The sequence below is a fragment of the Vibrio genomosp. F10 str. ZF-129 genome (genome assembly GCF_000287055.2).
Taxonomy (GTDB): Bacteria; Pseudomonadota; Gammaproteobacteria; order Enterobacterales; family Vibrionaceae; genus Vibrio.
The window spans coordinates 33,920-57,560 of the sequence record NZ_AJYQ02000127.1; the positions used below are offsets into that span (position 1 = coordinate 33,920).

The window sequence follows — 23,641 nt, forward strand, 5'->3', positions numbered from 1 at the left end:
AATGCCTAATAGTTTGCAACAGAGTGCGCATGATCTGTTACAAACGGAAGCTTCCACAAAACAGAGCGTGCCTAACGGAAACGACATCGATTCACAAGGTCATTCAGTATGATTAAAATGTCTACAGACGATCGTGGCATTTCTAAAGCCACTTGGCTTGTTAACTGGAGCCTCAAAGAAATACGTCATGGACAGCTTTGGCCCATCGCTCTTTCACTCTCTTTGATCATTGCGTGTGTCTTTGCCCTGTCTGCGCTTGCAGAACGTATTGAACAGGTTGTCGTTAAACAGGGTAAAGATGCGCTCACGTCTGATTTAGTGTTTCAATCTTCTAATCCTCTTCCACAATCATTAGAGGATGCGATATTAAAAGCGCCAATTGAGGTAAGCCGTGTTACCCGTTTTGCTACCATGGCGTTTAGCGCTACCCAAATGCAGCTTGTTACGGTAAAGGCATTAGAGTCGAATTACCCGCTTCGCGGAACAATGAGGCTCGCTTCAGATGTTCAGGAGTCGCAGCAAGTCAAGAAAAACGAACTTTGGCTTGATAAGCGACTTCTTACCCAGCTTGATGTTGTTATAGGAGACTCACTGGCTATCGGTGACGCTGATTTTATCGTGAGCGGGACGATAGAAGAAGAGCCTGGGCTGTCGTTTAATCCCTTTCAGCAAATGCCAACAGTGCTTATCCACTATTCTGATATCGCTCAAACCGGTGCGATTCAAATCGGTAGCAGGGTACGTTATCAGCTCTACATTAACGGCAATGAACCCGAACTTGAGCAGTTAAAAAACCAGGTAACGCTGACGGCGAGCGAACGCTGGAAAGACACTAATACAGCCAGTCGAACTAACGATATCTTCATTAACACAACGCAATATCTCTCGCTCAGCGTCGCTATTGTGATTTTAATGGCGGCAGCAACGTTAGTCTTAACCTGTCAAAGTTATGTGGCGTCGAGAAGAACCACCATTGCTATGCTGAAAAGCCTGGGGGCCACCAAGCGTTGGCTTACTCGATGGATACTCCTTCAAATCGGTATTTTGCTACTGGTTTCCATTGCACTCGGTTTCAGTGCTGGGATGCTCCTAGAATACCTGCTGAGATTGCCTTTGGTAGATATCTTGCCAGAGCAACTTCCTTTCTACGGTTTATCGCCTTATCTGTTATCGGTCGCGACGTGTGTGCTTATCGCTGTACCTGCATTAGGCATTCCACTGCTGAATTTGTTTAACATTAGTGCTTCGCAAGCAATGCAACCGGCGAGTAAACACATTTTCAAACGTCGCTATTATTGGTTAATCGCGATTCCAGTTTTACCTTTACTTAGTTATTACGCGAGTAATGCCTTGGTATGGATGCTGTTCGGCGGGCTGGTTGGGATTATTGTCACCCTTGCTATTATCAGCCTCGCTATCACCAAGCTGATGACGAAATTGCCCTTGGGCGCAACGTTTAAACTTGCTTTGAACCGGATACACAGAACACCTGTCATGACTGGGCTTCAATACAGCGCTCTCGGTCTGTCGTTGATGCTAATGGCGACACTGTGGTTAGTGAGAACGGATCTGCTGCAAGATTGGCAAAAGACACTACCAGCGAACGCGGCGAATGCCTTTTCATTGAATATATCTGAGCAAGACCGGGAAAGCTATTTGGAGCAACTGGACCAGAATAAGGTTGAGCGTTCACAGGCGTTTCCGATCATTCGTGGCAGGTTGACCCATATTAACGGTGTTGATGCCAAAGAAATTGAGGGAGCAGAAGAAAAGAGTGATGCACTTCGAAGAGAGCTGAATTTCACCTGGGGAGATACCATTCCAGAATACAACCCAGTGCTCGAAGGGGAGTGGAGCGAGGTCGGTGGTGTTTCTGTGGAATCTGAAGTCGCACAGGACTTAGGCATTAACATCGGTGACACGTTAACGTTCACGATCAGTGCACAGACCATCGAAGCCAAAGTCAATTCAATCAGAAAAGTAGAATGGCGGGAAATGAAGCCTAATTTCTATTTCATTTTTACCTCTGATCTTATGGCCGATCACATGGCGAGCTACTTGATCAGTTTTAGAATTGACCCAGAGCATGACTCGCTGATGCAACGCCTGTCTCGAGAATACCCAACGGTCAGCTTCATGGATATTAGGGAAGTGGGCAGTAAGATTGAGCAGTTACTCAGACAGTTTGTATGGGCGATTACTTTACTTGCTGGGTTGGGTGGTTTGGCGGGCTTATTGCTTATATTCACGCTACTGCAACTGAGTCTTTCTCAAAGACAGCAAGAGCTTCGTTTGTACCGAACTTTAGGTGCGACTCAGAAGTTTATAAAACGTACCATCTGGGCAGAATATGGCCTCATGGCATTGGTTGCGGGTATTGTAGCGAGTTTAGGTGCAGAGTTGTTGGTGGCGAGTATATTAAAGTTTGGCTTTGATCTATCGGCAACTTGGCATTTTATGCTTTGGATAGCCTTGCCGCTGGTCGCTTTTTGCACACTTTTTGTGGTTGTCAGAAGTTTGGTTAAAACTCTGTTAACCCCTATGAGCAAAGAGATTAATTAACCATTCATTCTCTGTATTTGGCAGTTATCCACAAAAACGGTGGATAAAGTTTTGGATAACTTAGCCTGTAGATAACTGTGGTTTGGTTACAGCCCTTTTAGGACGGAATGTGAAGGATTATTGTTATTCACATAATCGAAAAAAAAGGGCTAGCCATTTATTGCGTCAAGTGTTTTTTTGCAAATAATTCATTTTTATTATGAGTCTGTTTGTTTACTGGTGTCTGTTAAATAGCGGTTGAATAGTGGTTAAAAGCCACTAAAATACGGCGTGAATTAAATAGTTGGTGTTTACTATGAAAAATGAGGTTGAACGCTCTAATTACGTTCAAGTCGCGATCATTGGAGGCGGCGTAGCGGGGTCAACTGTTGCTATTCATTTGGCTGAACTTGGCGTTTCTTTAGCATTGCTTGAGAAAAGCGAGAGTCTTGTCAATGGCCCTCCTATTTGTCATCTCCATGCCGGTGGTAACCTTTATAGAGAGATTTCCTCTAAGCAGTGCTTAGAGCTCTTGGAGCAGTCGATTAATACCGTGAGACTTTTTCCTCATACCATCAATCGTAGGCCTACTGTCATCGCGACTCCTATTAGCGATGATGGGAACCCTCATGATATTATTGAGCGGTTAAAGTTGGTGAAAAGTTGCTACCAAACGCTTGTAGATAAAGATGGCCGTAATCAGGTTCTTGGCAACCCTGAACAATATTTCAAATCCTACAGTAAGGCCGAGCTTCAAACGTTGGCCCTTAGTAAGCAGCCCAAACACCCTCTAAGCCTTGATGACTGGATGATACCGTTTGCACAAAATGCCGAATTAGATCGACTGAAATACCCCGTCATCTCAGTACAAGAATACGGTTGGAGTGTGTTTAGGCTGGCGGCGAGTGCTAGCTTGATTTTGGAACAGATGGATAAGTGTGATGTTAAAACCAACACAACGTTAATTCGAACACAGTTCATTGATGGTATGTGGCTTCTGACTTATCAAGATTCTAACGGTCAAGAGCACCAAATGTATGCTGAGCACCTGGTCAATGCGTGTGGCTACCAAACAGGTACCGTCGACGATCAAGCCAGTTATAAGCGAAATCGCATGGTCGAGTTCAAAGCGGCCTATATGACTCATTGGGAAGCTTGCAATCAACAGTGGCCAGAGGTTATTTTTCATGGTCCCCGCGGCACAGCAAAGGGAATGGCTCAACTTACGCCTTATGCCAATGGTGTTTTTCAGCTGCACGGCATGACAGAAAATATCACTCTATTCAAAGATGGCTTGGTCTCCTCCACCTCAGAATCTGCTCAGCCTAATTTGCCTGAAAGATTGAAAGGAAAGCTATCTAACGGGTGGTCTGATGAAGCGATGATGGAAAGAACCTTACGTGCTATCGGCCATATGGAACAATTTATTCCAACGTTTGGCTCTGCTACCAAGTTATCGAAACCACTTTATGGTGCGCAACAAATCCCTGGAAGCGATGCGACTTTACGCTCAACAGACGTGACGTTTGAAGAACAAAACTACGCGCGTGTAGAAGTGGTCAAAGGGTCGTCGGCGCTAGATGCTGCCAAAAAATTGGTGGCTCATTGGTCGCTTTGTTTGGCGAAAGAAAGCTCTATTGAGAATACACATCCGACGGCGCTCTCTTTGAGTTATCAAGACGTTGAAACTAAAGCATTAGAGCTGGCTATTGAGCGTTCTTACCCTAAAGAGTTGGCATTACTCGCTGGCGCTATCGGTACCATAACATCAGAGCTAGTAACCAAAGAACCGAGCCCATTGGCACCATGCGTCTTGTAACCCTAACAAATCGCCTTTAACAAATTGAATATCTTGCCCAGGTTTAGCTTGGGCAAGTCTTGGTAAGTCTATTCGTGCAACGCACCCAATTTTTGGGTAACCTCCAATCGTTTGACGGTCATTGAGCAAAACTATCGGTTGCCCATCTGGTGGGACTTGAATCGAGCCTAAAGCAATGCCTTCGCTCAGCAGTTCTGTTTTTGGTGGCGTAATCTCTTCACCTGAAAGTCGATACCCCATCCGATCACTATGCTGGCTCACGGTAAAACGTTGCTGATAAAATTTTTGCAATGATTCGGTAGGGAACAGGGCACTTTGATAGCTTTCTATCACTCGTAATTTCAGCGGCAAATCATAGTTTGGGGTATATCGAAAAGTCAGTTGGATGGGCTTTTTATGTTGAGTGTGTGGTGAGCATTGAAAAACATCACCGGTGTTAATGGGCTGACCATCTTGATTCAGACCACCAACGCCGTCTCGCACGACAGTCGCGCAGCTGCCAAAATGATCTACAGCCTTAAAACCACTGACAATGGCTAGATACGTTCGTAAGCCATTCTTCGTGAGCCCGAATTTTAGTCGTTGCCCTTTGTTGGCATTAAACGTTGACCAATTTGTAATGGTTTCACCATCAAGCGTGACTTGCTGGTTTGCGCCAGTGATGGCGAGTGTACAATCAGTAAGAATTTCAAATTCCGCCTGACCGAGCGTTATTTCTAATGTAGGGCTGTTCACCGTATTACCTAATAAATGGTTAGCCCAACTATAGGCATAATCATCCACAGGCCCACCCTGAGTCAGCCCGAGATGACTGCCCCCAAAGCGCCCGAAATCTTGAATAAGAGTAAGCGGACCGGGTTTAACCACTTTCAAAGCATTGCTGTGCTGTTTCATTGAATGTCCTTTTCGGGGATCACGCCACCTAGCGATATAAACTCTTGTTTGGAAATGGGTCTAAATTTAACGGTTTGACCTATCAAGAAAGGTGTCATCGGCTCTTTAGATGGCTCATAGAGGCTGATGGGGCAATTGCCTATGATGTTCCATCCACCAGGAGAAGCGTTGGGGTAAACCGCAGTTTGCTTATTAGCAATGGCAATACTGCCTTTAGGGACACTCAGTCTAGGGGAGGCTTTTCTGGGCTTTCGTAATAGCGGATGAACGTCAGATAAAAATGCGAAGCCGGGTGCAAAACCAATCGCAGAGACCGTGTATTCAACCTCGGTATGCAGCTCAATGATCTTCTCTAAAGAGAGGCCATCGCTTAAATATTCAGTCAGGTCTGCCCCAACAGATAGGTCGTAATAGGCAGGAAGAATCACCGTGTTATGACTAAAATGGGTAGGTTGATTCTCTTGACTGATATGGTAATTAATCTTGGCTAAAAATTCAGTAAGCCCAATGCGGTGAGGGAGGTAATCGATGAGTATCGTGTTGTATGATGGAGTAATATTCATTATCCAATCGGAATAGGACTTCGCTAACGAGTGAGTAATGGCTCCGATAAAAAGAGACAAATGGGATGAAGGATCCGCATCAAACGTGACTAAGATGGAGCATTCTGCAACGGGGTTAATGGTAAAAGAATACGTCAAATTATACTCCCTGTATGGTTTGAGTCATCACGTTTCACTTTGAATGAGAGTGAATTAATTGAGCTATTTCTTTAATAAGCTCTATCGAATCTGAATTATCGCCATGAACACATAGGGTGTCAGCGTCAATAGGGATAACAAAACCATCAAGAGTGGTCACTTTCTGGTAATTCAAGATCTGTTTAAGTTGGTTCAATATGTCTTCTTTGTGTGATAAAACCGCACCACTTAGACTTCTCGGGGCGAGCAGTCCATTGGCGAGATACGCTCTATCAATAAATGCTTCGAATAACAGAGGCACATCGTAGCGATCTGCGATATCAAGTTTAGGTTGATTATGTGGCGAGGCTAACGTCATGAGAGGAATATGAAAGCATGAAACAGCATCAACAACGGCCTCAAAGATCGTTATGTTCGCTTGCATGTCGTTATAAAGAGCCCCGTGTGGTTTAACATAATCCAAGGTCGTGTTCTTACTCTCGCATAAGGCTTTTAAAGCACCAATTTGATAGATCAGTAAATCGGTCAGTTGCTGTGGCTCGAATGGGATAGAGCGACGCCCAAATCCTTGTAGATCAGGATAGCTAGGGTGGGCACCAATAGACACCTGATGTTGTATCGCAAATTCGATAGTCTGGCTCATAATACTGGGATCTGAGGCATGAAAGCCACAAGCGATGTTTGCCATATTAATGTGAGGCATCACTTGTTCATCGGCGCCCATCTTCCATTCGCCGAAACTTTCGCCCATGTCACAATTTAGAGTAATCGTTGCTTGTGTCATTTGTTGCCCTAGTTGTTTAATCTTGAGTCATGTATGTTACCTATTAGTCATTACTAATAATAAGTAAAACGGCATAAAATACGGTGATATAAGTACCAATCAGGTTATTTTTTGTTTGTTGCCTTTGCAGGTATAGGTCTTCCTGTTGCGGAGATCGGGTCACACTTTGTATTGAGATACATAGGAAGAGTGCAGAACAAGTTTGCATAAGAAAGAGATATAAGTCGCCTGGTATATGGGTCAAGTAAACTATTTATATGTCATTGATGAAAGGAGGACGATATGGTGCGGTATCTTTCACTGCGAAATAAGCTGACGATTCCGATTATATTGTTTGTCTTCATCACTTATATAGTCGCCCAAGGCTATGGCTTTATTGCGACCTATACAATGCAAAAGAATGCGCTTTTAGAGCGTATTGATGTCGTCGCTAGCAGTATCGCACTTAATCTTCAAACCACTCTTTTACTCGATGATCCCGCTGTGGTTGGCGAAACCTTGTCTGTATTTTCTGCCGATGAGAATGTACTGAAAGTTAAGTTGTACAGTATCAACGACGATTTATTGGGTATGTATCAACAGCAAGGAGCATCGACTCCCACTCCTAACGTTGAACAGCAAAAAGAAATTCTATCATCTGGCTTCTCGTCATCCGGGGATTTCATTTATGTGTTAACACCAGTCAAGTTAAACGGAGAAACCATTGCTCGATTAAGAGTGACGATCAGTAAGGCAACGTTCAAGCAGTTGTACAATCGCGTGTTATTGAATGGATACTTCTCTCTATTGCTGCTGGTTGTTGCTGGTTTTGGTCTTTATCGCTTAATTGAAAAATTCATATTAACCCCTGTATTTGCTCTAAACCAAGCCATAAGCACCTATATTAATCATGACGGTAAAAATGAGCGGATTGAAGTTTCGTCTAACGATGAAATTGGCGATCTGGTGAGTGCGTTTAACACCATGCTCGACAGAATCAGTATGAGAGAGCGACAGGTCGTTGATACACTGGATAAGTTGGAGCAGGAAAAATCCTTTGTGAATGAAGTTGTTGAAACAGTGCAGCATGGTCTAATCGTTGTTGATGACAAAGGAAATATTCTCCATTTCAATGCAGCTTGTAATGATGTGTTCAAATGCACCCCAGCTTATCTCACAGGGGCTAACCTTCTTGATGTGATCAACGTAGATAAGCAGAGCCAGTTGTACAAAAAGATCTTAAGTGGTAACGAGTTTGATGATGTATTGCTGATTAGGAAAGACATATTTAACCATGAACAAAGGTTAGAAATTACTTGTCGTAAACTGTCTAAAGAAGGGCAATTTCTATTCGCAATTCAAGACGTCACAAAAATCCAGTCAGTTCTGAGTCGTCAACGTTTAGCGGCGGGTGTGGTCGAGAATAGTCAAGATGGATTGATGGTGATCAATCAAGATGGTTATATCACGATGGTCAATCCGGCGGTCACACAACTGTTGGGCTATACCCAAGATCAGTTAGTCGAGCGTCGTCCAGAAGACGTGATGGATTGGCACCAAGCCGCCTCATTAATGCCGATCATTACTGAATCGGTCGTCAATTTTGGGCAATGGCAAGGAGAAATATCAGAGAAGCATCGCAACGGCAATCTGGTCCCCATGTTTGTCAAAGTCAACCGGATAGTCAGCAGTGATAAAGATTCAATTTATGATTGGGTGTTCATGCTGTCTGATTTATCCAATATTAAAGAACTTGAGCGGTTAGAATACTTAGCTCACCATGACTCTTTAACTGGCCTTGCTAACCGAGCCCATCTGTACCGTGTCCTGGACGAAGTTATTACCAATGTAAGAAATAACCAACAAGGCTTTGCGTTACTTTATCTTGATCTTGATGGCTTCAAGCAGGTCAACGACACATACGGACACGATGCGGGGGACGAAGTGCTAAGGCAAGTGTCACAGAGATTGCTGTCTCAAGTTCGTTCTCAAGATCTTGTCGCTCGCTTATCCGGCGATGAGTTTGTGGTGGTGATCAACCCTTGCCTTGAGTCACGCATCGGACAGTTTTCGCAACGACTGATTCATCTTCTGTCTGAAGATATTGTTTACAATGGGCAGGTGATGACAATTGGTGCCAGTGTGGGCGCTTGCCACATCAACGATTCGACACAAAGCCTCGATACTATTTTAAAGGTGGCGGATAGGGCGATGTATCAAGCGAAATCCTCAGGGAAAGGAAAATATATTCTCATCGGTAATACAGATTAGATGCTAGGGTCCTTTTCCTGTTAGGCGTAGTTATCTTTGTATATAATCAAGAAAAATCATAAGGGTAGGTGACATGAACGTTTTAGTAACTGGTGGTATGGGCTACATAGGCAGCCATACGTGTATTCAAATGATTGAATCAGGCATGACACCGATTATTTTTGATAATCTTTACAACAGTAAGAGCAGCGTATTAGAGCGTATTGAAAAAGTATCGGGTACTCGACCTAAGTTTGTGGAAGGCGATGTGCGTGATAAAGATCTGCTCATTCAGGTTTTAAACGAACACAACATCGAGAGCGTGATTCATTTCGCGGGATTAAAAGCCGTTGGAGAATCTGTCGAGAAGCCATTAGAGTATTACGACAATAATGTGAATGGCACCCTGGTCTTAGTCGATGCTATGCGCCAAGCGAATGTAAAAAGCTTAGTCTTCAGCTCCTCTGCAACGGTTTACGGTGATCCGGCTTCAGTGCCTATTACCGAAGATTTCCCAACCAGTGCGACGAACCCTTATGGTCGAAGTAAATTGATGGTTGAAGAGTGTTTGGCCGATTTTCAAAAAGCGAACGAAGATTGGAGTATCACTTTACTGCGTTATTTTAACCCTGTGGGCTCTCATCCAACCGGGCTTTTGGGGGAAGACCCACAAGGTATTCCGAATAACCTGATGCCTTTTGTTTCTCAGGTTGCGGTAGGTCGTCGAGAGTATTTGTCGGTGTTTGGTAATGATTACCCAACTAGCGATGGTACTGGGGTGCGAGATTATATTCACGTTATGGATTTATCCGACGGCCATGTTGCTGCGTTGAATAAAGTGGGCGAAAAGCAAGGGCTGCATATTTATAACCTTGGTACTGGTAATGGTTACAGTGTACTTGAGATGGTTTCTGCTTTTGAAGCAGCATCAGGCAAACCTGTGCCGTATAAAGTGGTTGAACGACGTGCGGGTGACATCGCTGAGTGTTGGGCAGATCCAAGTAAAGCCATTAACGATCTAGGTTGGAGTGCGAAACGTTCACTAGAGGAAATGACTCAAGATACATGGCGTTGGCAGTCTTCAAACCCAAACGGTTACCCAAATAGCTAAAGTTTCCCAGGTAACACTAGTTTTCCAGGTGACTAGCTTTCCAGGTGACAAGTTTTCCAAGTAAGAAAGTGACTCAGCAGTAAAGTGGGTTAGCAATAAAAAGTGACTCGGAAGTAAAGTGGCTAAAAGTAAAGTCGCCGAGAGATCTAGGCTATCAAGCAAAAAGCCACCGTCTGGTGGCTTTTTGTTGTCTGTCGAACCGAGGCTATACTTCTTTATCTTTACCCAACGACAGTAGCCAAAGACTCACAGCGGCAACACCAACGAAACCACCTAGTATGATTACTGGCATCGCACTATAGCCTAGAATGTGCCAAATCACAGATTCAAATGTACTCATATTCTGCTCCTTATTGCCAGCCTTCGACACCATGCATGTCTGGCAGTTTGTGTGCGATACCCTTGTGGCAATCAACACACGTTTTATCGCCAGAGGCGAGTGCGGTGGAGTGCTGTTTAGCACTGCGAGAAGTTTGTTCTGAAAAATCCATAAACTCAAATTCGTGACAATTACGACATTCCAAAGAATCGTTGCCTTTTAGTCTGGCCCATTCTCGTTCAGCCAGGTGACCCCGTCTTGCTTCAAACTTTTCTTGTGTCCCGATAGTGTCGAGGACATAGTGAGCAAAAAGCTCTTTCGATGCTTGAACTTTACGAACGATTTTATCGGTCCACTCATGGGGCACGTGACAGTCAGAACAGATTGCGCGCACACCAGAACGGTTTGAGTAGTGAATCGTTTCTTGAATCTCTTTAACAATAGGTGCGTGGCAACCTGAGCAGAATTCCTCAGAGTTGGTGGCTTCCATCCCCGTGTTAAACGCCCCCCAGAAAAGTAAACCACCTGCAAAACCCATGAATAAAACAACCCCAACGGCGGCTTTACTAGGGCTCAATAGGCGTTTCCAAAACGCTTTAAGTAATTTCATATAATAGCCTCTCTATTACTTCGGCTACGATTAACGCAACGAATCAACAGGTTTAAATTCATTTTCAACCAACGGTTTAGCTGCAGCTTGAGGAACGTGGCACTGAAGACAGAAATAGCGACGAGGTGATACGTCGGCTAATACGGCATCTTCACGATTGACATAGTGAGTCACACTGATTTTTGTTGCGCCCATCTCTTTTGCGTTTTTCCAGCTGTGGCATGCTAAACATTTGTTAGCATTAAGAGACACTTCGTAACCTCTGATCGAGTGAGGTACAAGAGGGGGTTGATACACGTATTCGCTATCTAAAACCTGCTCTTTTGGATATTTTTTAAAATCATCTGCCGGTCGTGTTGCTTCTAATTCACTTGCACCACGCAGTGATTCAACGCCGCCAATCCCACCCGGGTTATCCGTTTCTGCTTGAGCGATACCAGTTAATACCACACCAACTGACAGTAGAGCTATAATCAGTTTTTTCATGTTAATTTCTCCGCCTAATGGCTAATTCTTTGATAGGCAGTTATTGATGATTAAAAGTAAACAACTGCCATTCATTCTAAATTCTCGAGTTATGGGTCCGTGAATAACTCGGATACCCACTACCAATTAAGAAACCGATTACCAACGACTAAATTTTGGTGATCTTGACTGGGCATTTTTTAAAGTCAGTCTGTTTTGACAGTGGATCTGTCGCATCTAAGATCAGTTTGTTAATGAGAATTCGTGCGTCAAAGAAAGGCACGAAGACCAAACCTTTTGGAGGACGGTTTCGACCGCGAGTTTCAACACGCACGCGTACTTCGCCGCGTTTGTTTTCCAGGAGCACTTCATCACCTCTGCGCAATCCTCGCTCTTTTGCGTCATCAGGGTGGATGTAACACAGAGCATCAGGCACTGCTTTATAAAGTTCAGGAACTCGGCGAGTCATGGTACCGGTGTGCCAGTGTTCAAGAACACGCCCTGTACACAACCAAAGATCAAACTCGGAATCAGGGTGCTCAGGTGCAGGTTCAAACGGTGCGGAGATGATCAGCGCTTTTCCATCGGGCTTACCGTAGAAATCCCAGCCAGAGCCTTTTTTCGCATAAGGATCTGAGCCTTCTTTGTAGCGCCAAAGTGTCTCTTTACCGTTAACAACAGGCCAGCGAAGACCGCGTGATTCATGATAGGCATCGTATGGGGCCAAGTCGTGACCGTGATCGCGACCAAATTGTGCGTATTCTTCAAATAAGCCTTTTTGAACGTAGTAGCCAAAGTGGTGCGCATCATCGTTTAACTCACGCGCTTCTTCAATTGGGAATTTATCAACTTGCCCATTAGCAAATAGCATGTCGTACATGGTTTTACCGCGGTACTGAGGTGCAGCGGCGAGCATCTCTTCTGTCCAGACTTCTTCCATCTTGAAGCGTTTTGAAAACTCCATGATTTGCCACAAATCAGACTTAGCTTCGCCTACCGTGTCCACCTGTTGGTACCAGGCTTGAGTGCGTCTTTCGGCATTTCCATAAGCACCCTCTTTTTCAATCCACATAGCGGTAGGAAGAATCAAGTCTGCCGCTTGTGCGGTGGCGGTTGGGTATGGGTCTGAGCAGACGATAAAGTTTTCAGGATTACGGTAACCAGGAAGACGTTCGCCATTAATATTAGGCCCTGCTTGTAGGTTGTTATTACACATCACCCAATACGCGTTCAGTTTTCCATCATTTAACATGCGATCTTGAAGAACAGCATGGAAACCAGGCTTGGGTGGGATAACACCATCCGGGATATTCCAAATGCCTTCTGCAATTTTACGGTGTTTCGGATTCGCAACAACCATATCTGCTGGTAAACGGTGAGCAAATGTACCGACCTCACGAGCTGTACCACAAGCGGATGGTTGACCTGTTAATGAGAAAGGACTGTTACCCGGTGTGGCGATTTTACCGGTGAGAAGGTGGATGTTATAAACCAAGCTGTTCATCCATACGCCGCGAGTATGTTGGTTCATGCCCATTGTCCAGAGTGACATTACCTTGGTGTTTGGATCTGCGTACTGTTTCGCTAATGTAATGAGGCTCTCTACCGATACACCTGAAATCTCGGATGCTTTTTCAGCCGTATAGGGAGCAACCGACGCTTTATAGCCTTCAAAATCAAGCGGTAGCATCTCGCCAGAGTTAGGGTTTTCAGCCTTCATTTGAATTGGATCATCGTCACGTAGCCCATAGCCGATATCGGTTTTGGCTTGTTTAAAGTTGGTATGTTTGTTGACGAAATCCCAGTTAACCGCGTCGTTTTCGATGATGTAGTTGGCGATGAAGTTGGCAATCGCCAAATCGCTCTGTGGCTCGAAAATGTAACCTTGATCAGCCAGTTCAAAAGAGCGGTGATAGTAGGTAGACAAGACATTGACTTTAACGTGAGGGTGGCTTAAACGGCGGTCTGTAATACGTGTCCAAAGTACGGGGTGCATTTCTGCCATGTTAGAGCCCCAAAGAACAAACGAGTCCGCATGTTCAAAATCGTCATAACAACCCATTGGCTCATCAATACCAAACGTACGCATAAAACCGACGACGGCTGATGCCATGCAGTGACGTGCATTCGGGTCAATGTTGTTAGAACGCAGGCCCGCTTTCATCATTTTAGCAGCGGCATAGCCTTCCATTACCGTCCATTGGCCAGAACCAAACATGCCGACACTAGTTGGGCCTTTGTCCTTCAGTGCTTGTTTCCATTTCTCTGCCATAGTATCAAACGCTTGATCCCATGAAACAGGCGTAAAATCACCATTTTTATCGTACTTTCCGTCTTTCATACGGAGCAATGGTTGCTCTAAACGGTCTTTTCCGTACATGATTTTGGAAAGGAAGTACCCTTTAATGCAGTTCAACCCTTTGTTTACTGGAGATTCTGGGTCACCTTGCGTGGCGACAACTTTTCCGTTTTGAGTCCCAACAAGGACTGAGCAGCCAGTACCACAAAAACGACAAGGTGCTTTATCCCATGTGATTTTAGTTTGATCGGAGCTAGCAATCAGGTTCGTTGCGGTCGCTGGCAATGTTACGCCCGCTACGGCAGCGGCTGATGCTGCTGCGTTTGCCTTCACAAACGCGCGTCTTGTCATTTTCATACTTCACCCTCAGTGTGGGAATGGTTAGTTCCGGTGTCCATATCCATATCGTCTAGGTCTTGTTCTATTTGGTGATATACCAATGCTGTGCCCAGAACGTTTGGTAAGTTGTTAATTGCGTCGATGGTATCTGTTACAAATCCTTGGTTTTCAGTTTCTAAAACCACGATAATTTTTCCTTCCGCGCTGTCTCCATAAATTTCAGCGTTCTCGAACTCTGCGATCTGAGTTTTAATGGTTTCTATATGCACAGGGGCAACGTGAACCACTAAACTTGAAATGTGCACTTCATTTAGTGCCTTAATTAATGTCATAGTTATCTCTCATTATTTTTGACATTGCTTACTTTGATGGCCGAGGTTGGGCAAACTGACACACAGGCACCACACCCGGTACACTCATCAAGGTTTAATTGGGGCTGTGCTACTTTTCCTAATTCTGGTTTGAATTTTATGACCATAGCGTCACACACATCACTGCAACTTCTGCATTCAACGTTGTTGTACGCTAAACATTGGTTATTAATGGTTATTTCGGCCAACCACGGTGTGCTCTCTTGACGTTCAAATAGGGGCTCAGGACAGGTTTCAGCACATTGATAGCAAAACGTACATTCATCGATAGAAAAATTGACAGTAGGGAAGCCACCATCGCCTTTTTCAATGATCTTGTTTTCACATGCCTCAACGCATTTGCCGCAGCGTGTACAGTCTTGAACAAAACTATCGACACTGGTTAACCAGGGGAGTCGAAGTGAATCATCATCACTTGATGCTCTGGAAAATAATCGTCTTCTTGAAAGGTTAACCACTTGACGCCTTAAAATTTACAAACACCTATGAAAAGGTAGTTCATTATTGCTGTTAACAAACAGTATTTATCTATACATAAATTGTAGTTTTTGAGGCTGTTGAATAAATACCTATAAGGGGTTAATTGGAGGGCTTTTATGTTTTAGATCAATATAACCCATGGCGTTAGGTCACATATTTATACCAGTGAGCAAATCAGGTAGAGTAGGGTTGAGCATTTTAACGACAAAAGGAAGCCGGTTTGCCGAAAAGGGTTAAGCATTCAGTCACAAAAACAATCGCAAAGTCCATGTTGTTGATTGTTCTTTTATCGTTAGTGACAACCAATTTAGCGATTGTTACTTTAGCGTCGAGTATCAATGATGCTGAAGCGATCAACGTAGCGGGTTCGATGAGAATGCAAAGTTATCGATTAGGTTACGATATAGAAACGGATTCTGATGAATTTTCAGCGCACATCGATCAGTTTGAGCGCTCTATTTATTCTTCGTCGATGAAGCAGTTGCAGAAATTTTATGTGCCCGACGACATCACCCAAGATTACTATCGGTTAATTTCCCGTTGGCACCAGCTAAAAACCATTCTTAACAGTGATGATCAAAAAGAATATGCAATTGCGCTTGAACAGTTTGTGTCGCAAATTGATGACTTTGTCTTTAAATTACAAACATTCTCAGAGCGTAAACTGATTATTTTGGCTTGGGTTGGTGGGCTTGGCTTAAGCTCGATCTTTCTCGTGAGTGTGTTTGTGGTTCGATATGTACGCAAGGAAATTGTTCGACCACTGCATTCATTAGTCAGCGCAAGTGAACAGATAAAAAATCGCACTTTTAACGTGTTACTTGATGGTTCTAGAACAAATGAAATGGGTATTTTGAATCGCGCGTTTAACCAGATGGCGATTGATCTAGATAGTCTTTATAAGGGGTTAGAAAAGGCGGTTAACGAGAAAACGCATAAATTGCAGCATGCCAACTTGTCGCTCGAAGTATTGTATAAATCTTCGCAAGAATTGACCGCTTCAAGAATTACCCATGACAATTTTGAGGCGATACTGTTTCAAATCTCAAATGTTGAGGGCATAAAGGGCGTTAGATTAGAAATCCGCCAACCCGGTGAAAGAAATGATGTGTTGGAAGTAGGACACATCAGCTGTTCTGACAGTAAACAAAAATCATTGCAGTTAGATGGTGTTCATTTAGGCACTTTTTATTGGCAAAGTGAGTTACCTTGTCCCGATCAAGCTTTAATTGATAATTTCGTTCATATCTTGTCTCGAGCCATTTATTATAATCAGGCTCAGCAGCAATCTGAGCAGCTGCTTATTATGGAAGAGCGAGCGACAATTGCTCGAGAACTCCATGATTCTTTAGCTCAATCCCTGTCTTACCTCAAAATTCAGGTCACACTATTGAAGAAAGTACTCGCTAAGCAAGATCCTAACCCACATACTGACAAAATAAACGCAGTGATCAGTGAGTTACACTCAGGGGTTTCTGAGGCGTATACTCAGCTTAGAGAGCTTTTAACGACATTTCGGTTGACGCTCAACGAAGGCAGCTTCGGTCTTGCTTTACAAGAAATGTTGGTTCAACTTGGTGAGCAAACAGACGCAAAGATTCATCTTGATAACCAATTATCAACGATTGAGCTAGAAGCTAATAAGCAAGTGCATCTGATCCAATTGATACGTGAAGCGACGCTAAATTCTATTAAGCATGCGCACGCGACCAAAATTGACGTGGAGTGTATAGAACAAGACAACACAGTGACGGTATCTATTACTGATGATGGGATTGGCTACGACAAAGATATCGAAAAATTAAATCATTATGGAATGGCCATTATGCATGAGCGGGCTTCTCGCCTTAATGGTCATTTAGAAGTCAGATCTATTCGCCCGAAAGGGTGTGCCGTTGTTCTTACCTATCAACGATCTTAAGGGTATAAATTTTGACAAATTGTAAAGTCATGCTGGTGGATGATCACCCGTTAATGCGTAGGGGAATCAGTCAATTACTGAGCTTTGACGATGAGTTCGATGTCATCGCAGAAGCAAGTAATGGCGCTGATGCTATCGCTAAAGCTCATGAAATTGACCCCGATCTTATTTTACTTGATTTAAATATGAAAGGGATGTCTGGATTAGATACGTTGAAAGCGTTGAGAGCCGACGGTTCGACAGCGGTCATCGTGATTTTAACCGTTTCGGATAATGGCTCTGACATTGAAGCAATAATCAATGCAGGGGCCGATGGGTATCTATTAAAAGACACAGAGCCTGACGAGTTGATCGCTTTGTTAAAGCAAGCTTCGACAGGCCAGAAAGCCTACAGTGATGAAGTGCTAAGGTATCTTTCTAGCCGCAATTCCGAAGAAGACATCTTCTCTCAACTTACCGCGAGAGAGAAACAAATCCTGCAAGAAGTAGCAAAAGGTTTTAGAAACAAACAAATTGCGGATCGTTTATTCATTTCAGAGTCCACAGTTAAAGTGCACATGAAAAGTTTACTGAAAAAATTAAAAGTACCCTCTAGAACCGCGGCGACTGTGTTGTATCTTGAACGATCGGGTGATATTTCAGGATATAGGCAGGGTAATTGATAAGATGTAATACGGTGTATCTTGTTAGTAATGCAGTTTGAATGGATATCGAAAAAAGTAGGCCGAGCAATAGAAATTGTTTGGTCTAAAAGCGTATATTAAATGACATGCTTTACGCTGGTACGAATCGGCTTGGGGGTTGCTAGGTAAAAGCCTTGAAACATATCCAAATCAAGTTTTGTCATCGCTTCTAACTGCTCGTAGGTTTCAATGCCTTCAATGATAACCTCAGCGCCAATAGAGCGCGCTAGAGCAATCCCTTCATCAAGGCGCTTGGCGTCACCATCCATATACGCTAACAATAACTCTCTATCGATTTTAACGATATCAGGATGTACATCAGTCACCCTTTCTGAAGTGGAAGCACATGCACCAAAGTCATCAATCGCAATACGGTATCCTGCAGAAGAGAGCTTTTTGATCGCTTCAACGAATAAAAGCTCATTGTTTGCATTAATCTCAATAATTTCCATCACTATCTGAGAGCGATCAATGCCCAGCTCTTTCAACCGTTTGGATAAGAGACAATGTTCAATGTCGGCAAGAGCAAAGTACTCACTGACATTAGGTAGAATATTTAAAAATAACGATGAGTCTTTATATTTAGAAATGGAAAAATTGCGTATATGAATGACTCGACTCAATTTATCGACATTAATCTTATCTTTAGTCGAAATAGTATCTGAGCCGAAAAACAGATCGGGCCGAACCGCTTGCCCTTTGTCGTCATTGATGCGAATCAAAGCTTCGACACCGACCAAGCGATTGTTACGACCGAAGATCGGTTGGAAAACACTGGTTAAGCTCCAGCAAGAATATTGAGCCACATACTCACCATTCTCATTCGTGGAGATTAAAGGAAGAAACTGTGCTTTCGTCGTTAAGATCATAGAGCCTTTATAAAGTTACTGAAAATGTACTCATTGAGTAATCGCATAATAATTATTGAACGCGATAGATACACTGGTTTAGTGAACAAATGAGAGCGTGACTCAAATTCTATCGTTTAATATATAAAAATTCAGACAGAACTCAAATTTTTCAACGTTCGTCAAAATAATCTTTATTACGAATGTATTTACTCATTAGGTGATAAGTAAAAGGCCTCAGTACCCAGGAAGTAATAGACCGTCCCAAGCGTAATAGGGTCGGCGTGTTCTCATATATCTTGCCATTATATAACCAAAGTTGTTTACCAACGTGTTGATAAAAGTAAGGTACTGGAGGCAGAAAGGTCACAATATCGAGATCGCAACAGACTCGATAAGTTTTGTGTTGAAGTGCATAATTATGCGAAAAATCATGACCTCCAATCGCTGGCTGGCCAAAAGTAACAATACGCTTAATGGACTTAGGAAACCTCTTTTCGATTGCGTCTCCAATGACACAACCAATCGCGCCCCCCGAAGAATGCCCGGTTATTGATATCCGCTTTCCTTGTTGGATTAACGGTTTAATGATCAGAAATAGTCGGTCAAAAACAGAGAGTCCCAAGGAGTCGTGGTTGTATTTTGGGCGGCTTTCTTGAGACAAAAGGTAATGAAACCCTGCGTGAATAGAATACGGCAAGCCAAAGCAGTGACAGGATTTAAACCATATTGAACTTGTGAGTAGCCAATCCCACAAGTTGTGAGAGCCTTTAATGACGATAATGACTTCTTCATTGTCTTGGTGCCAAAGCACTCGTATAAAGGTTTGGCCCAATCGATTATTGATGATCCGCTGGCCTTTGGGTGAAAATCCGTAGTTACTCTGTTTGAGTACTCTTCGATAGGAAAGGTTACAAAGAACAGCGTATCTTTCATATTGATATCGTTTCAGTGTTTTCACTGGATGTTTGATTAGAGGAATGTAACGTTCAGTGTAGTCGGAGTAAATGAAAGAATAATGACGCAGGCTAACGTGATGGTTTGATCAGTTCCATTGAATGACTGCGTAAAGTTGAATGTACTTTCTGACCATTTGTTGGTTTTTAGAATGTTTGAGAGGGTGAGAAAACTTAATATAGTAGGGGCTCAACTTATATTGACTCTCAAGAAGGTATGTTAGCTGGGAATCACTTTCATAGAGCGTGATTCCTTGAGCATTATACTGGTCGATTTCATCCGGAAGCTGACCTGTCCACCAGTGAAGCAACTCTCGACTTTGTTTACTACGACTGATCCAATGATCAGATAGCAACAACAAAAGATCGTTGGGTTGAATTGCGAATCCGTATTCTTGCTGCCATTCACCGATGTCTTTCATGAGCCTTTGGCGGCATGTCTTGCCCGCACTGACCATATGATGAGTAAGAATCCAAACTGTCCCTACATCTGAGCTCACTCTATAGTGGTGTGGTGCGTCAGTACTCTTAGTCGATTCGAGCGAACCGTAGTCACAATGGTGCCCAAATTCATTGAGTGTTCGTGCCAGCCTACGTGAAAATGCTAACCCAAGGTGGTGTTGGCTCATCCCTTGATTGTGGATTGTTGGATAGTGTTTTTCACATAATTTCAGGCAGTCAGCTTGAAATTCATTAACACTCTGAATGAGTACATCTAAAAGCACCTGAAGTTCTCCCAAGACATTGGTGGCCAGAATTAATTGTATCTAAAGGTTACCATAGCTATGATTTAGTTCTGTGTAGAATTGTTTAACTTCATGATCCCCCGCGCTTTTTATTATGTATTTAAGTGCTGTTTTTACCGTTATCGCGTCTGTTTAAAGGTGAGAGGACAATGTATGTCAGAAATAGAGTTTAGCAATCAACAAAAGAGCGCCATGAGTGAAGATCTCCGACGATACTTAGAAAACGAGTGTGATTTGGAACTCGGTCAATTTGACGCTGAATTTCTGTTTGATCATATCTGTAAGCGCTTTGGCCCAGCCTTTTACAACAAAGGTCTACAGGATGCTCAAGCCATAATTGAACGAAAGGTCATGGATATTGCCGATGATATCTTTGAGTCGGAAAAAATGTCCGATTTTTAGACATTGATGATAAGTATTACGCTAGGCAACGCATCTTGGTCAAAATATTTGAACAAGTTAATCAGTAACGTGTGGTTTTATGTATGTAAAATTTCGTAAATAATCTATTAACAAACTAATATTGTACGTATTGTTATTAAATTAGATTCTCATTCTCACTATCGAAACGACTGGAACAATTAATGAGTAGTAATGTAAACGGATACAACCTACCAGCCCGATTTTTTCACTGGGTGTCAGCATTTACGGTAATTGGCATGTTTGCCGCTGGAATTTGGATGGTTGATCTAAGCTATTACAGCGAATGGTATCGGTTGGCACCGCATTGGCACAAATCGACAGGAATTTTGTTAGTACTGCTTACCGCTTTACGTCTTATATGGAAGATACTATCGACATCGCCAGAGATTGAAGGGGCAAAGCTCGAGAAGCTTGCTGCTAAGTTCGCTCATCGAGCAATGTACGGTTTGTTGTTGGTTATTTTTACTTCGGGGTATCTGATTTCTACTGAAGATGGCCGAGGAATAGACGTATTTGGTTGGTTTACTGTGCCTGGGATGGGTGCATTTTTTGACGGGCAAGCCGATCTGGCGGGTCAAATACACAGTTATGCGGCATGGACGCTCATTGTCATGAGTGGCTGCCATGCGTTAGCTGCATTGAAACATCACTTTATCGATAAAGATAATACGCTCAACAAGATGATAGGGATAAAAAAATGAAAAAAACACTAATGGCTACAGGCCTCGCTATGGCATTGCTTTCATCAGTCGGTGCTCATGCAGCAGATTACGTGATTGATACTAAAGGCGCACATGCTTCGGTTAACTTTAAAGTCAGTCACCTTGGCTACAGCTTCATCAAAGGTCGTTTCAACCAATTTGATGGTGTGTTCTCTTACGATGGAAAAGATCTATCGAATTCAAGTGTGACGGTGAATGTTGACACGCGTAGTCTGGACTCTAATCATGCAGAGCGTGATAAACACCTACGCAGTGATGATTTCATTAATGCATCGAAATATTCGACAGCAACGTTTGTGAGTAACAAAGTTGTCGATAACGGTGATGGACAGTTTGATATTATGGGCGATTTATCGCTTCACGGGCAAACGAAACCAATCATCATCAACGCAGAATTGATCGGTGAAGGAACAGACCCTTGGGGTGGTGAACGTGTTGGTTTTGTTGGCACAACAAGATTAGAGTTAGCAGACTTTGCCATTAAAGTGATGGGCGATTCTAGCTATGTTGACATGGAATTGCATGTTGAAGGTATTAAGAAGTAAGGCTAAAAGCCTGAATCTATAGAAATACACAGTGACTGAAAAGATACAGCTATTAAAAAACCCGTTGAGTTTAACCTCACGGGTTTTTATTTTTTACACAGTGGAACAGGACACGATGTCATACGCACTGAATAACAAAAATTCTACGCATTCCCGCGCTCATCGTTTTTAATCAAAATAAAACTCTCTCCATACACTGGACGAAGTGCTCTTAAGATTTCATGGCGACTAATGACTCCAATGAATTGTTCACCTTCTAGTACAGGAATAATCTGCGGTCTAGCAACTTTCATCGACTTTGCTCGTTGCTCTAGCGATAAGGTACTAAAATGGGTTGCTGTACCGATACCGGCACTGCTCGTGGGGTAGAGTTTATCTTTATCGATGCATAGGAACTCGGCAACATCAATCAAACGTTCATGTGCCTGTATAGCAATCACATCCCGTGACATCAAATCGACGACTTTTTGATTGCTGGCGGCGACATAATCCTTGCACCATAAGTCAACCATGACATCGTGTGCGGAAAAAAATCCGACCAGACGGCCCTCAATATCGCAAACAGGGGCACCATCGAGATTGTTCTCCAACAGCAAATCTATCGCAACTGATGTTTGCATGTTGGCACTTAGAGTCATCGGCAAAGGCATCATAATTTCTTTGACCGATAGTTGGTTGTTAAACGAGATTTTTTTAACTGGATCTAAGGTCGCCGCGGTGGTGATGGTCGACAAATTGGCGGCTTTAAGTTGTGGACGTCTGTAAATTGTCCAGTTAGCCAGGCCAACAAGAACAGCGCCGCCAACAATGTTACCCAGTGTAACTGGGATCAAGTTAGCCGTAATGAACTGATAGATATTGAGGTCAGTGTACTGACTTGAAGTGGCGCCAATCTGTAACCAAAAGCTGTCAGGAGCGAAATTTTGTAAAACAATACCCAGTGGCACCATAAACATATTGGCGACACTGTGTTCAAAACCACTGGAGACGAACATCGACACCGGAAGTACGATCAATATGGATTTTGTCATTGCATTGGCTGAGCAAAATGTTAACCAAATCGCCATACAGACTAATAGGTTACAAAGAACCCCTAATGCAAAGGCTTGAACAGGAGTGTGGTGTAGTTTATGTTGCGCGATACTCAGGGCGTTCAACCCCCATTGGCCTCCATCGAGCTGATATAAGCCTGCTGCCGTAACGAGAAGCAGCACCAGCATGGCACCCAATAGGTTGCCGATATACACTTTACCCCAAATCGATAGCATCTTTGTAAAAGTGATTTGCTTATTCGCCCACGAAATCGATGACAGTACCGAGCTTGTGAACAGTTCGCCACCGCAAAGGACGATAAGAATCAGTCCCATACTGAATGCAACTCCGCCAGCAAAACGGCTTAATCCCCAACCTGCGGCAGCGCTTCCTGTTGTGACGGTGATGTAGAAAACAAAGGCAAGACCAATAAACGCACCAGCCATCATGGAAAGCCCGAGGATCATACCGTCCGTTTTTTTTGCTTTACTTAAAGCAAACTTTTCAGCTTCAGCCATCATTTCACTGGGTGAGTAAAGTTGATGGTTGTCGTTTTTTTCTAAAGTCACAATGACACCCTTGCTCAAATTGCAGTGTTTGCTTTGCCCAAATGAAACAAATTCTTCTGCACAACCTATTTTATGCAACCAACTGTAACAGAAAAATTGATGATATATTTGCTGTCAATCAAATTAAATGATGATATTTAAAGAGCAGACAAGATGAATCCACCAACAACTCGTCTTAAAATCATCGACTCAGACTCATTAAATCGATTTCATTCACATTTTTATGAAATCATT

22 protein-coding genes are annotated in these 23,641 nt (G+C 43.2%); 9 read left to right on the top strand and 13 right to left on the bottom strand.

What is annotated here, in order from left to right:
* Positions 1-108 precede the first annotated feature (108 nt).
* Positions 109-2,562: an ABC transporter permease gene (locus tag A1QO_RS16835; protein WP_017039643.1), complete on the top strand. Its 2,454-nt coding sequence runs from the start codon at positions 109-111 to the stop codon at positions 2,560-2,562.
* 295 nt (positions 2,563-2,857) lie between these two features.
* Positions 2,858-4,360, top strand: coding sequence for an FAD-dependent oxidoreductase (locus A1QO_RS16840; RefSeq protein WP_017039642.1), 1,503 nt, complete (start codon positions 2,858-2,860; stop codon positions 4,358-4,360).
* On the opposite strand, the gene A1QO_RS16845 is transcribed toward A1QO_RS16840, so the two are convergent.
* Genes A1QO_RS16845 through A1QO_RS16855 form a run of 3 tightly spaced genes read right to left on the bottom strand, consistent with a single transcriptional unit; the run spans position 4,316 to position 6,739 of the window.
* Entirely contained in the window at positions 4,316-5,254 is a 939-nt protein-coding gene (locus A1QO_RS16845) for a biotin-dependent carboxyltransferase family protein (protein WP_017039641.1), read from the bottom strand. The two genes, A1QO_RS16840 and A1QO_RS16845, sit on opposite strands and share 45 nt — an antisense overlap.
* Positions 5,251-5,955, bottom strand: coding sequence for a 5-oxoprolinase subunit B family protein (locus tag A1QO_RS16850; protein ID WP_026026864.1), 705 nt, complete (start codon positions 5,953-5,955; stop codon positions 5,251-5,253). The genes A1QO_RS16845 and A1QO_RS16850 overlap by 4 nt, the downstream gene beginning before the upstream one ends.
* 34 nt (positions 5,956-5,989) lie before the next feature.
* Positions 5,990-6,739, bottom strand: coding sequence for a 5-oxoprolinase subunit PxpA (locus A1QO_RS16855; protein ID WP_017033679.1), 750 nt, complete (start codon positions 6,737-6,739; stop codon positions 5,990-5,992).
* A 282-nt stretch (positions 6,740-7,021) separates the two neighbouring features.
* Here A1QO_RS16855 and A1QO_RS16860 point away from each other — a divergent pair, with 282 nt between their 5' ends.
* Together A1QO_RS16860 and galE are read left to right on the top strand one after the other, a co-directional pair.
* Positions 7,022-8,989, top strand: coding sequence for a diguanylate cyclase domain-containing protein (locus tag A1QO_RS16860; protein WP_017039639.1), 1,968 nt, complete (start codon positions 7,022-7,024; stop codon positions 8,987-8,989).
* Between the two features lie 73 nt (positions 8,990-9,062).
* Positions 9,063-10,079 (top strand): UDP-glucose 4-epimerase GalE, encoded by a 1,017-nt coding sequence (gene galE, locus A1QO_RS16865; protein ID WP_017038173.1) that lies wholly within the window; start codon positions 9,063-9,065, stop codon positions 10,077-10,079.
* A gap of 205 nt (positions 10,080-10,284) precedes the next feature.
* Here the strand turns inward: galE and A1QO_RS16870 are convergent, their stop codons facing one another.
* The 6 genes from A1QO_RS16870 to napF form a co-directional block, all read right to left on the bottom strand.
* Entirely contained in the window at positions 10,285-10,419 is a 135-nt protein-coding gene (locus tag A1QO_RS16870) for a TIGR02808 family protein (RefSeq protein WP_017033676.1), read from the bottom strand.
* 10 nt (positions 10,420-10,429) lie between these two features.
* The gene (locus A1QO_RS16875) at positions 10,430-11,008 is read right to left on the bottom strand and encodes a NapC/NirT family cytochrome c (protein ID WP_017039638.1); all 579 of its coding nucleotides are present in this window, start codon (positions 11,006-11,008) and stop codon (positions 10,430-10,432) included.
* Between the two features lie 30 nt (positions 11,009-11,038).
* Positions 11,039-11,494, bottom strand: a complete 456-nt coding sequence (locus tag A1QO_RS16880; RefSeq protein WP_017033674.1) for a nitrate reductase cytochrome c-type subunit — start codon at positions 11,492-11,494, stop codon at positions 11,039-11,041.
* A 148-nt stretch (positions 11,495-11,642) separates the two neighbouring features.
* Complete coding sequence (napA, locus tag A1QO_RS16885) at positions 11,643-14,129, bottom strand: periplasmic nitrate reductase subunit alpha (protein WP_017039637.1); 2,487 nt, start codon at positions 14,127-14,129, stop codon at positions 11,643-11,645.
* Positions 14,126-14,443, bottom strand: a complete 318-nt coding sequence (locus A1QO_RS16890; protein ID WP_017039636.1) for a chaperone NapD — start codon at positions 14,441-14,443, stop codon at positions 14,126-14,128. Before A1QO_RS16890 ends, napA begins: the two co-directional genes overlap by 4 nt.
* Before the next feature lie 2 nt (positions 14,444-14,445).
* On the bottom strand, positions 14,446-14,940 hold the full coding sequence (gene napF, locus A1QO_RS16895; RefSeq protein WP_017039635.1) for a ferredoxin-type protein NapF: 495 nt from the start codon (positions 14,938-14,940) through the stop codon (positions 14,446-14,448).
* Between the two features lie 242 nt (positions 14,941-15,182).
* Here napF and narQ point away from each other — a divergent pair, with 242 nt between their 5' ends.
* The gene (narQ, locus tag A1QO_RS16900) at positions 15,183-16,883 is read left to right on the top strand and encodes a nitrate/nitrite two-component system sensor histidine kinase NarQ (protein ID WP_017039634.1); all 1,701 of its coding nucleotides are present in this window, start codon (positions 15,183-15,185) and stop codon (positions 16,881-16,883) included.
* An 11-nt stretch (positions 16,884-16,894) separates the two neighbouring features.
* The gene (locus tag A1QO_RS16905) at positions 16,895-17,545 is read left to right on the top strand and encodes a response regulator (RefSeq protein WP_026026863.1); all 651 of its coding nucleotides are present in this window, start codon (positions 16,895-16,897) and stop codon (positions 17,543-17,545) included.
* Between the two features lie 98 nt (positions 17,546-17,643).
* Here the strand turns inward: A1QO_RS16905 and A1QO_RS16910 are convergent, their stop codons facing one another.
* The 3 genes from A1QO_RS16910 to A1QO_RS16920 all read right to left on the bottom strand — a co-directional run bounded on the left by A1QO_RS16910 (position 17,644) and on the right by A1QO_RS16920 (position 20,095).
* Positions 17,644-18,435, bottom strand: coding sequence for an EAL domain-containing protein (locus tag A1QO_RS16910; RefSeq protein ID WP_017041398.1), 792 nt, complete (start codon positions 18,433-18,435; stop codon positions 17,644-17,646).
* 151 nt (positions 18,436-18,586) lie between these two features.
* Entirely contained in the window at positions 18,587-19,375 is a 789-nt protein-coding gene (locus A1QO_RS16915; RefSeq protein ID WP_026027069.1) for a lipase family protein, read from the bottom strand.
* An 84-nt stretch (positions 19,376-19,459) separates the two neighbouring features.
* Positions 19,460-20,095 carry a hypothetical protein gene (locus tag A1QO_RS16920; protein WP_017041400.1) on the bottom strand — a complete coding sequence of 212 codons (636 nt, stop codon included), beginning with the start codon at positions 20,093-20,095 and terminating at the stop codon, positions 19,460-19,462.
* A gap of 174 nt (positions 20,096-20,269) precedes the next feature.
* On the opposite strand from A1QO_RS16920, the gene A1QO_RS16925 reads away from it, so the two are divergent.
* The 3 genes from A1QO_RS16925 (at position 20,270) to A1QO_RS16935 (ending at position 21,806) form a co-directional block, all read left to right on the top strand.
* Positions 20,270-20,518 carry a DUF2164 domain-containing protein gene (locus tag A1QO_RS16925; protein ID WP_017033665.1) on the top strand — a complete coding sequence of 83 codons (249 nt, stop codon included), beginning with the start codon at positions 20,270-20,272 and terminating at the stop codon, positions 20,516-20,518.
* Between the two features lie 182 nt (positions 20,519-20,700).
* Complete coding sequence (locus A1QO_RS16930) at positions 20,701-21,240, top strand: cytochrome b (RefSeq protein ID WP_017041401.1); 540 nt, start codon at positions 20,701-20,703, stop codon at positions 21,238-21,240.
* The gene (locus A1QO_RS16935; RefSeq protein WP_017041402.1) at positions 21,237-21,806 is read left to right on the top strand and encodes a YceI family protein; all 570 of its coding nucleotides are present in this window, start codon (positions 21,237-21,239) and stop codon (positions 21,804-21,806) included. The genes A1QO_RS16930 and A1QO_RS16935 overlap by 4 nt, the downstream gene beginning before the upstream one ends.
* A gap of 143 nt (positions 21,807-21,949) precedes the next feature.
* Here A1QO_RS16935 and focA read toward each other — a convergent pair whose 3' ends face one another.
* The gene (gene focA, locus A1QO_RS16940; protein ID WP_017033662.1) at positions 21,950-23,407 is read right to left on the bottom strand and encodes a formate transporter FocA; all 1,458 of its coding nucleotides are present in this window, start codon (positions 23,405-23,407) and stop codon (positions 21,950-21,952) included.
* Positions 23,408-23,641: the final 234 nt, after the last annotated feature.

Bases quoted from the DNA above. Each gene is read 5' to 3' on its own strand.
- A1QO_RS16880 (WP_017033674.1), bottom strand. From the start codon at position 11,494: ATGAAAAAACTGATTATAGCTCTACTGTCAGTTGGTGTGGTATTAACT.
- A1QO_RS16910 (WP_017041398.1), bottom strand. From the start codon at position 18,435: ATGATCTTAACGACGAAAGCACAGTTTCTTCCTTTAATCTCCACGAAT.
- A1QO_RS16860 (WP_017039639.1), top strand. From the start codon at position 7,022: ATGGTGCGGTATCTTTCACTGCGAAATAAGCTGACGATTCCGATTATA.
- A1QO_RS16890 (WP_017039636.1), bottom strand. From the start codon at position 14,443: ATGACATTAATTAAGGCACTAAATGAAGTGCACATTTCAAGTTTAGTG.
- A1QO_RS16875 (WP_017039638.1), bottom strand. From the start codon at position 11,008: ATGAAATTACTTAAAGCGTTTTGGAAACGCCTATTGAGCCCTAGTAAA.
- napA (WP_017039637.1), bottom strand. From the start codon at position 14,129: ATGAAAATGACAAGACGCGCGTTTGTGAAGGCAAACGCAGCAGCATCA.
- A1QO_RS16840 (WP_017039642.1), top strand. From the start codon at position 2,858: ATGAAAAATGAGGTTGAACGCTCTAATTACGTTCAAGTCGCGATCATT.
- A1QO_RS16935 (WP_017041402.1), top strand. From the start codon at position 21,237: ATGAAAAAAACACTAATGGCTACAGGCCTCGCTATGGCATTGCTTTCA.
- A1QO_RS16925 (WP_017033665.1), top strand. From the start codon at position 20,270: ATGTCAGAAATAGAGTTTAGCAATCAACAAAAGAGCGCCATGAGTGAA.
- A1QO_RS16930 (WP_017041401.1), top strand. From the start codon at position 20,701: ATGAGTAGTAATGTAAACGGATACAACCTACCAGCCCGATTTTTTCAC.
- A1QO_RS16835 (WP_017039643.1), top strand. From the start codon at position 109: ATGATTAAAATGTCTACAGACGATCGTGGCATTTCTAAAGCCACTTGG.
- A1QO_RS16855 (WP_017033679.1), bottom strand. From the start codon at position 6,739: ATGACACAAGCAACGATTACTCTAAATTGTGACATGGGCGAAAGTTTC.
- galE (WP_017038173.1), top strand. From the start codon at position 9,063: ATGAACGTTTTAGTAACTGGTGGTATGGGCTACATAGGCAGCCATACG.
- A1QO_RS16845 (WP_017039641.1), bottom strand. From the start codon at position 5,254: ATGAAACAGCACAGCAATGCTTTGAAAGTGGTTAAACCCGGTCCGCTT.
- A1QO_RS16870 (WP_017033676.1), bottom strand. From the start codon at position 10,419: ATGAGTACATTTGAATCTGTGATTTGGCACATTCTAGGCTATAGTGCG.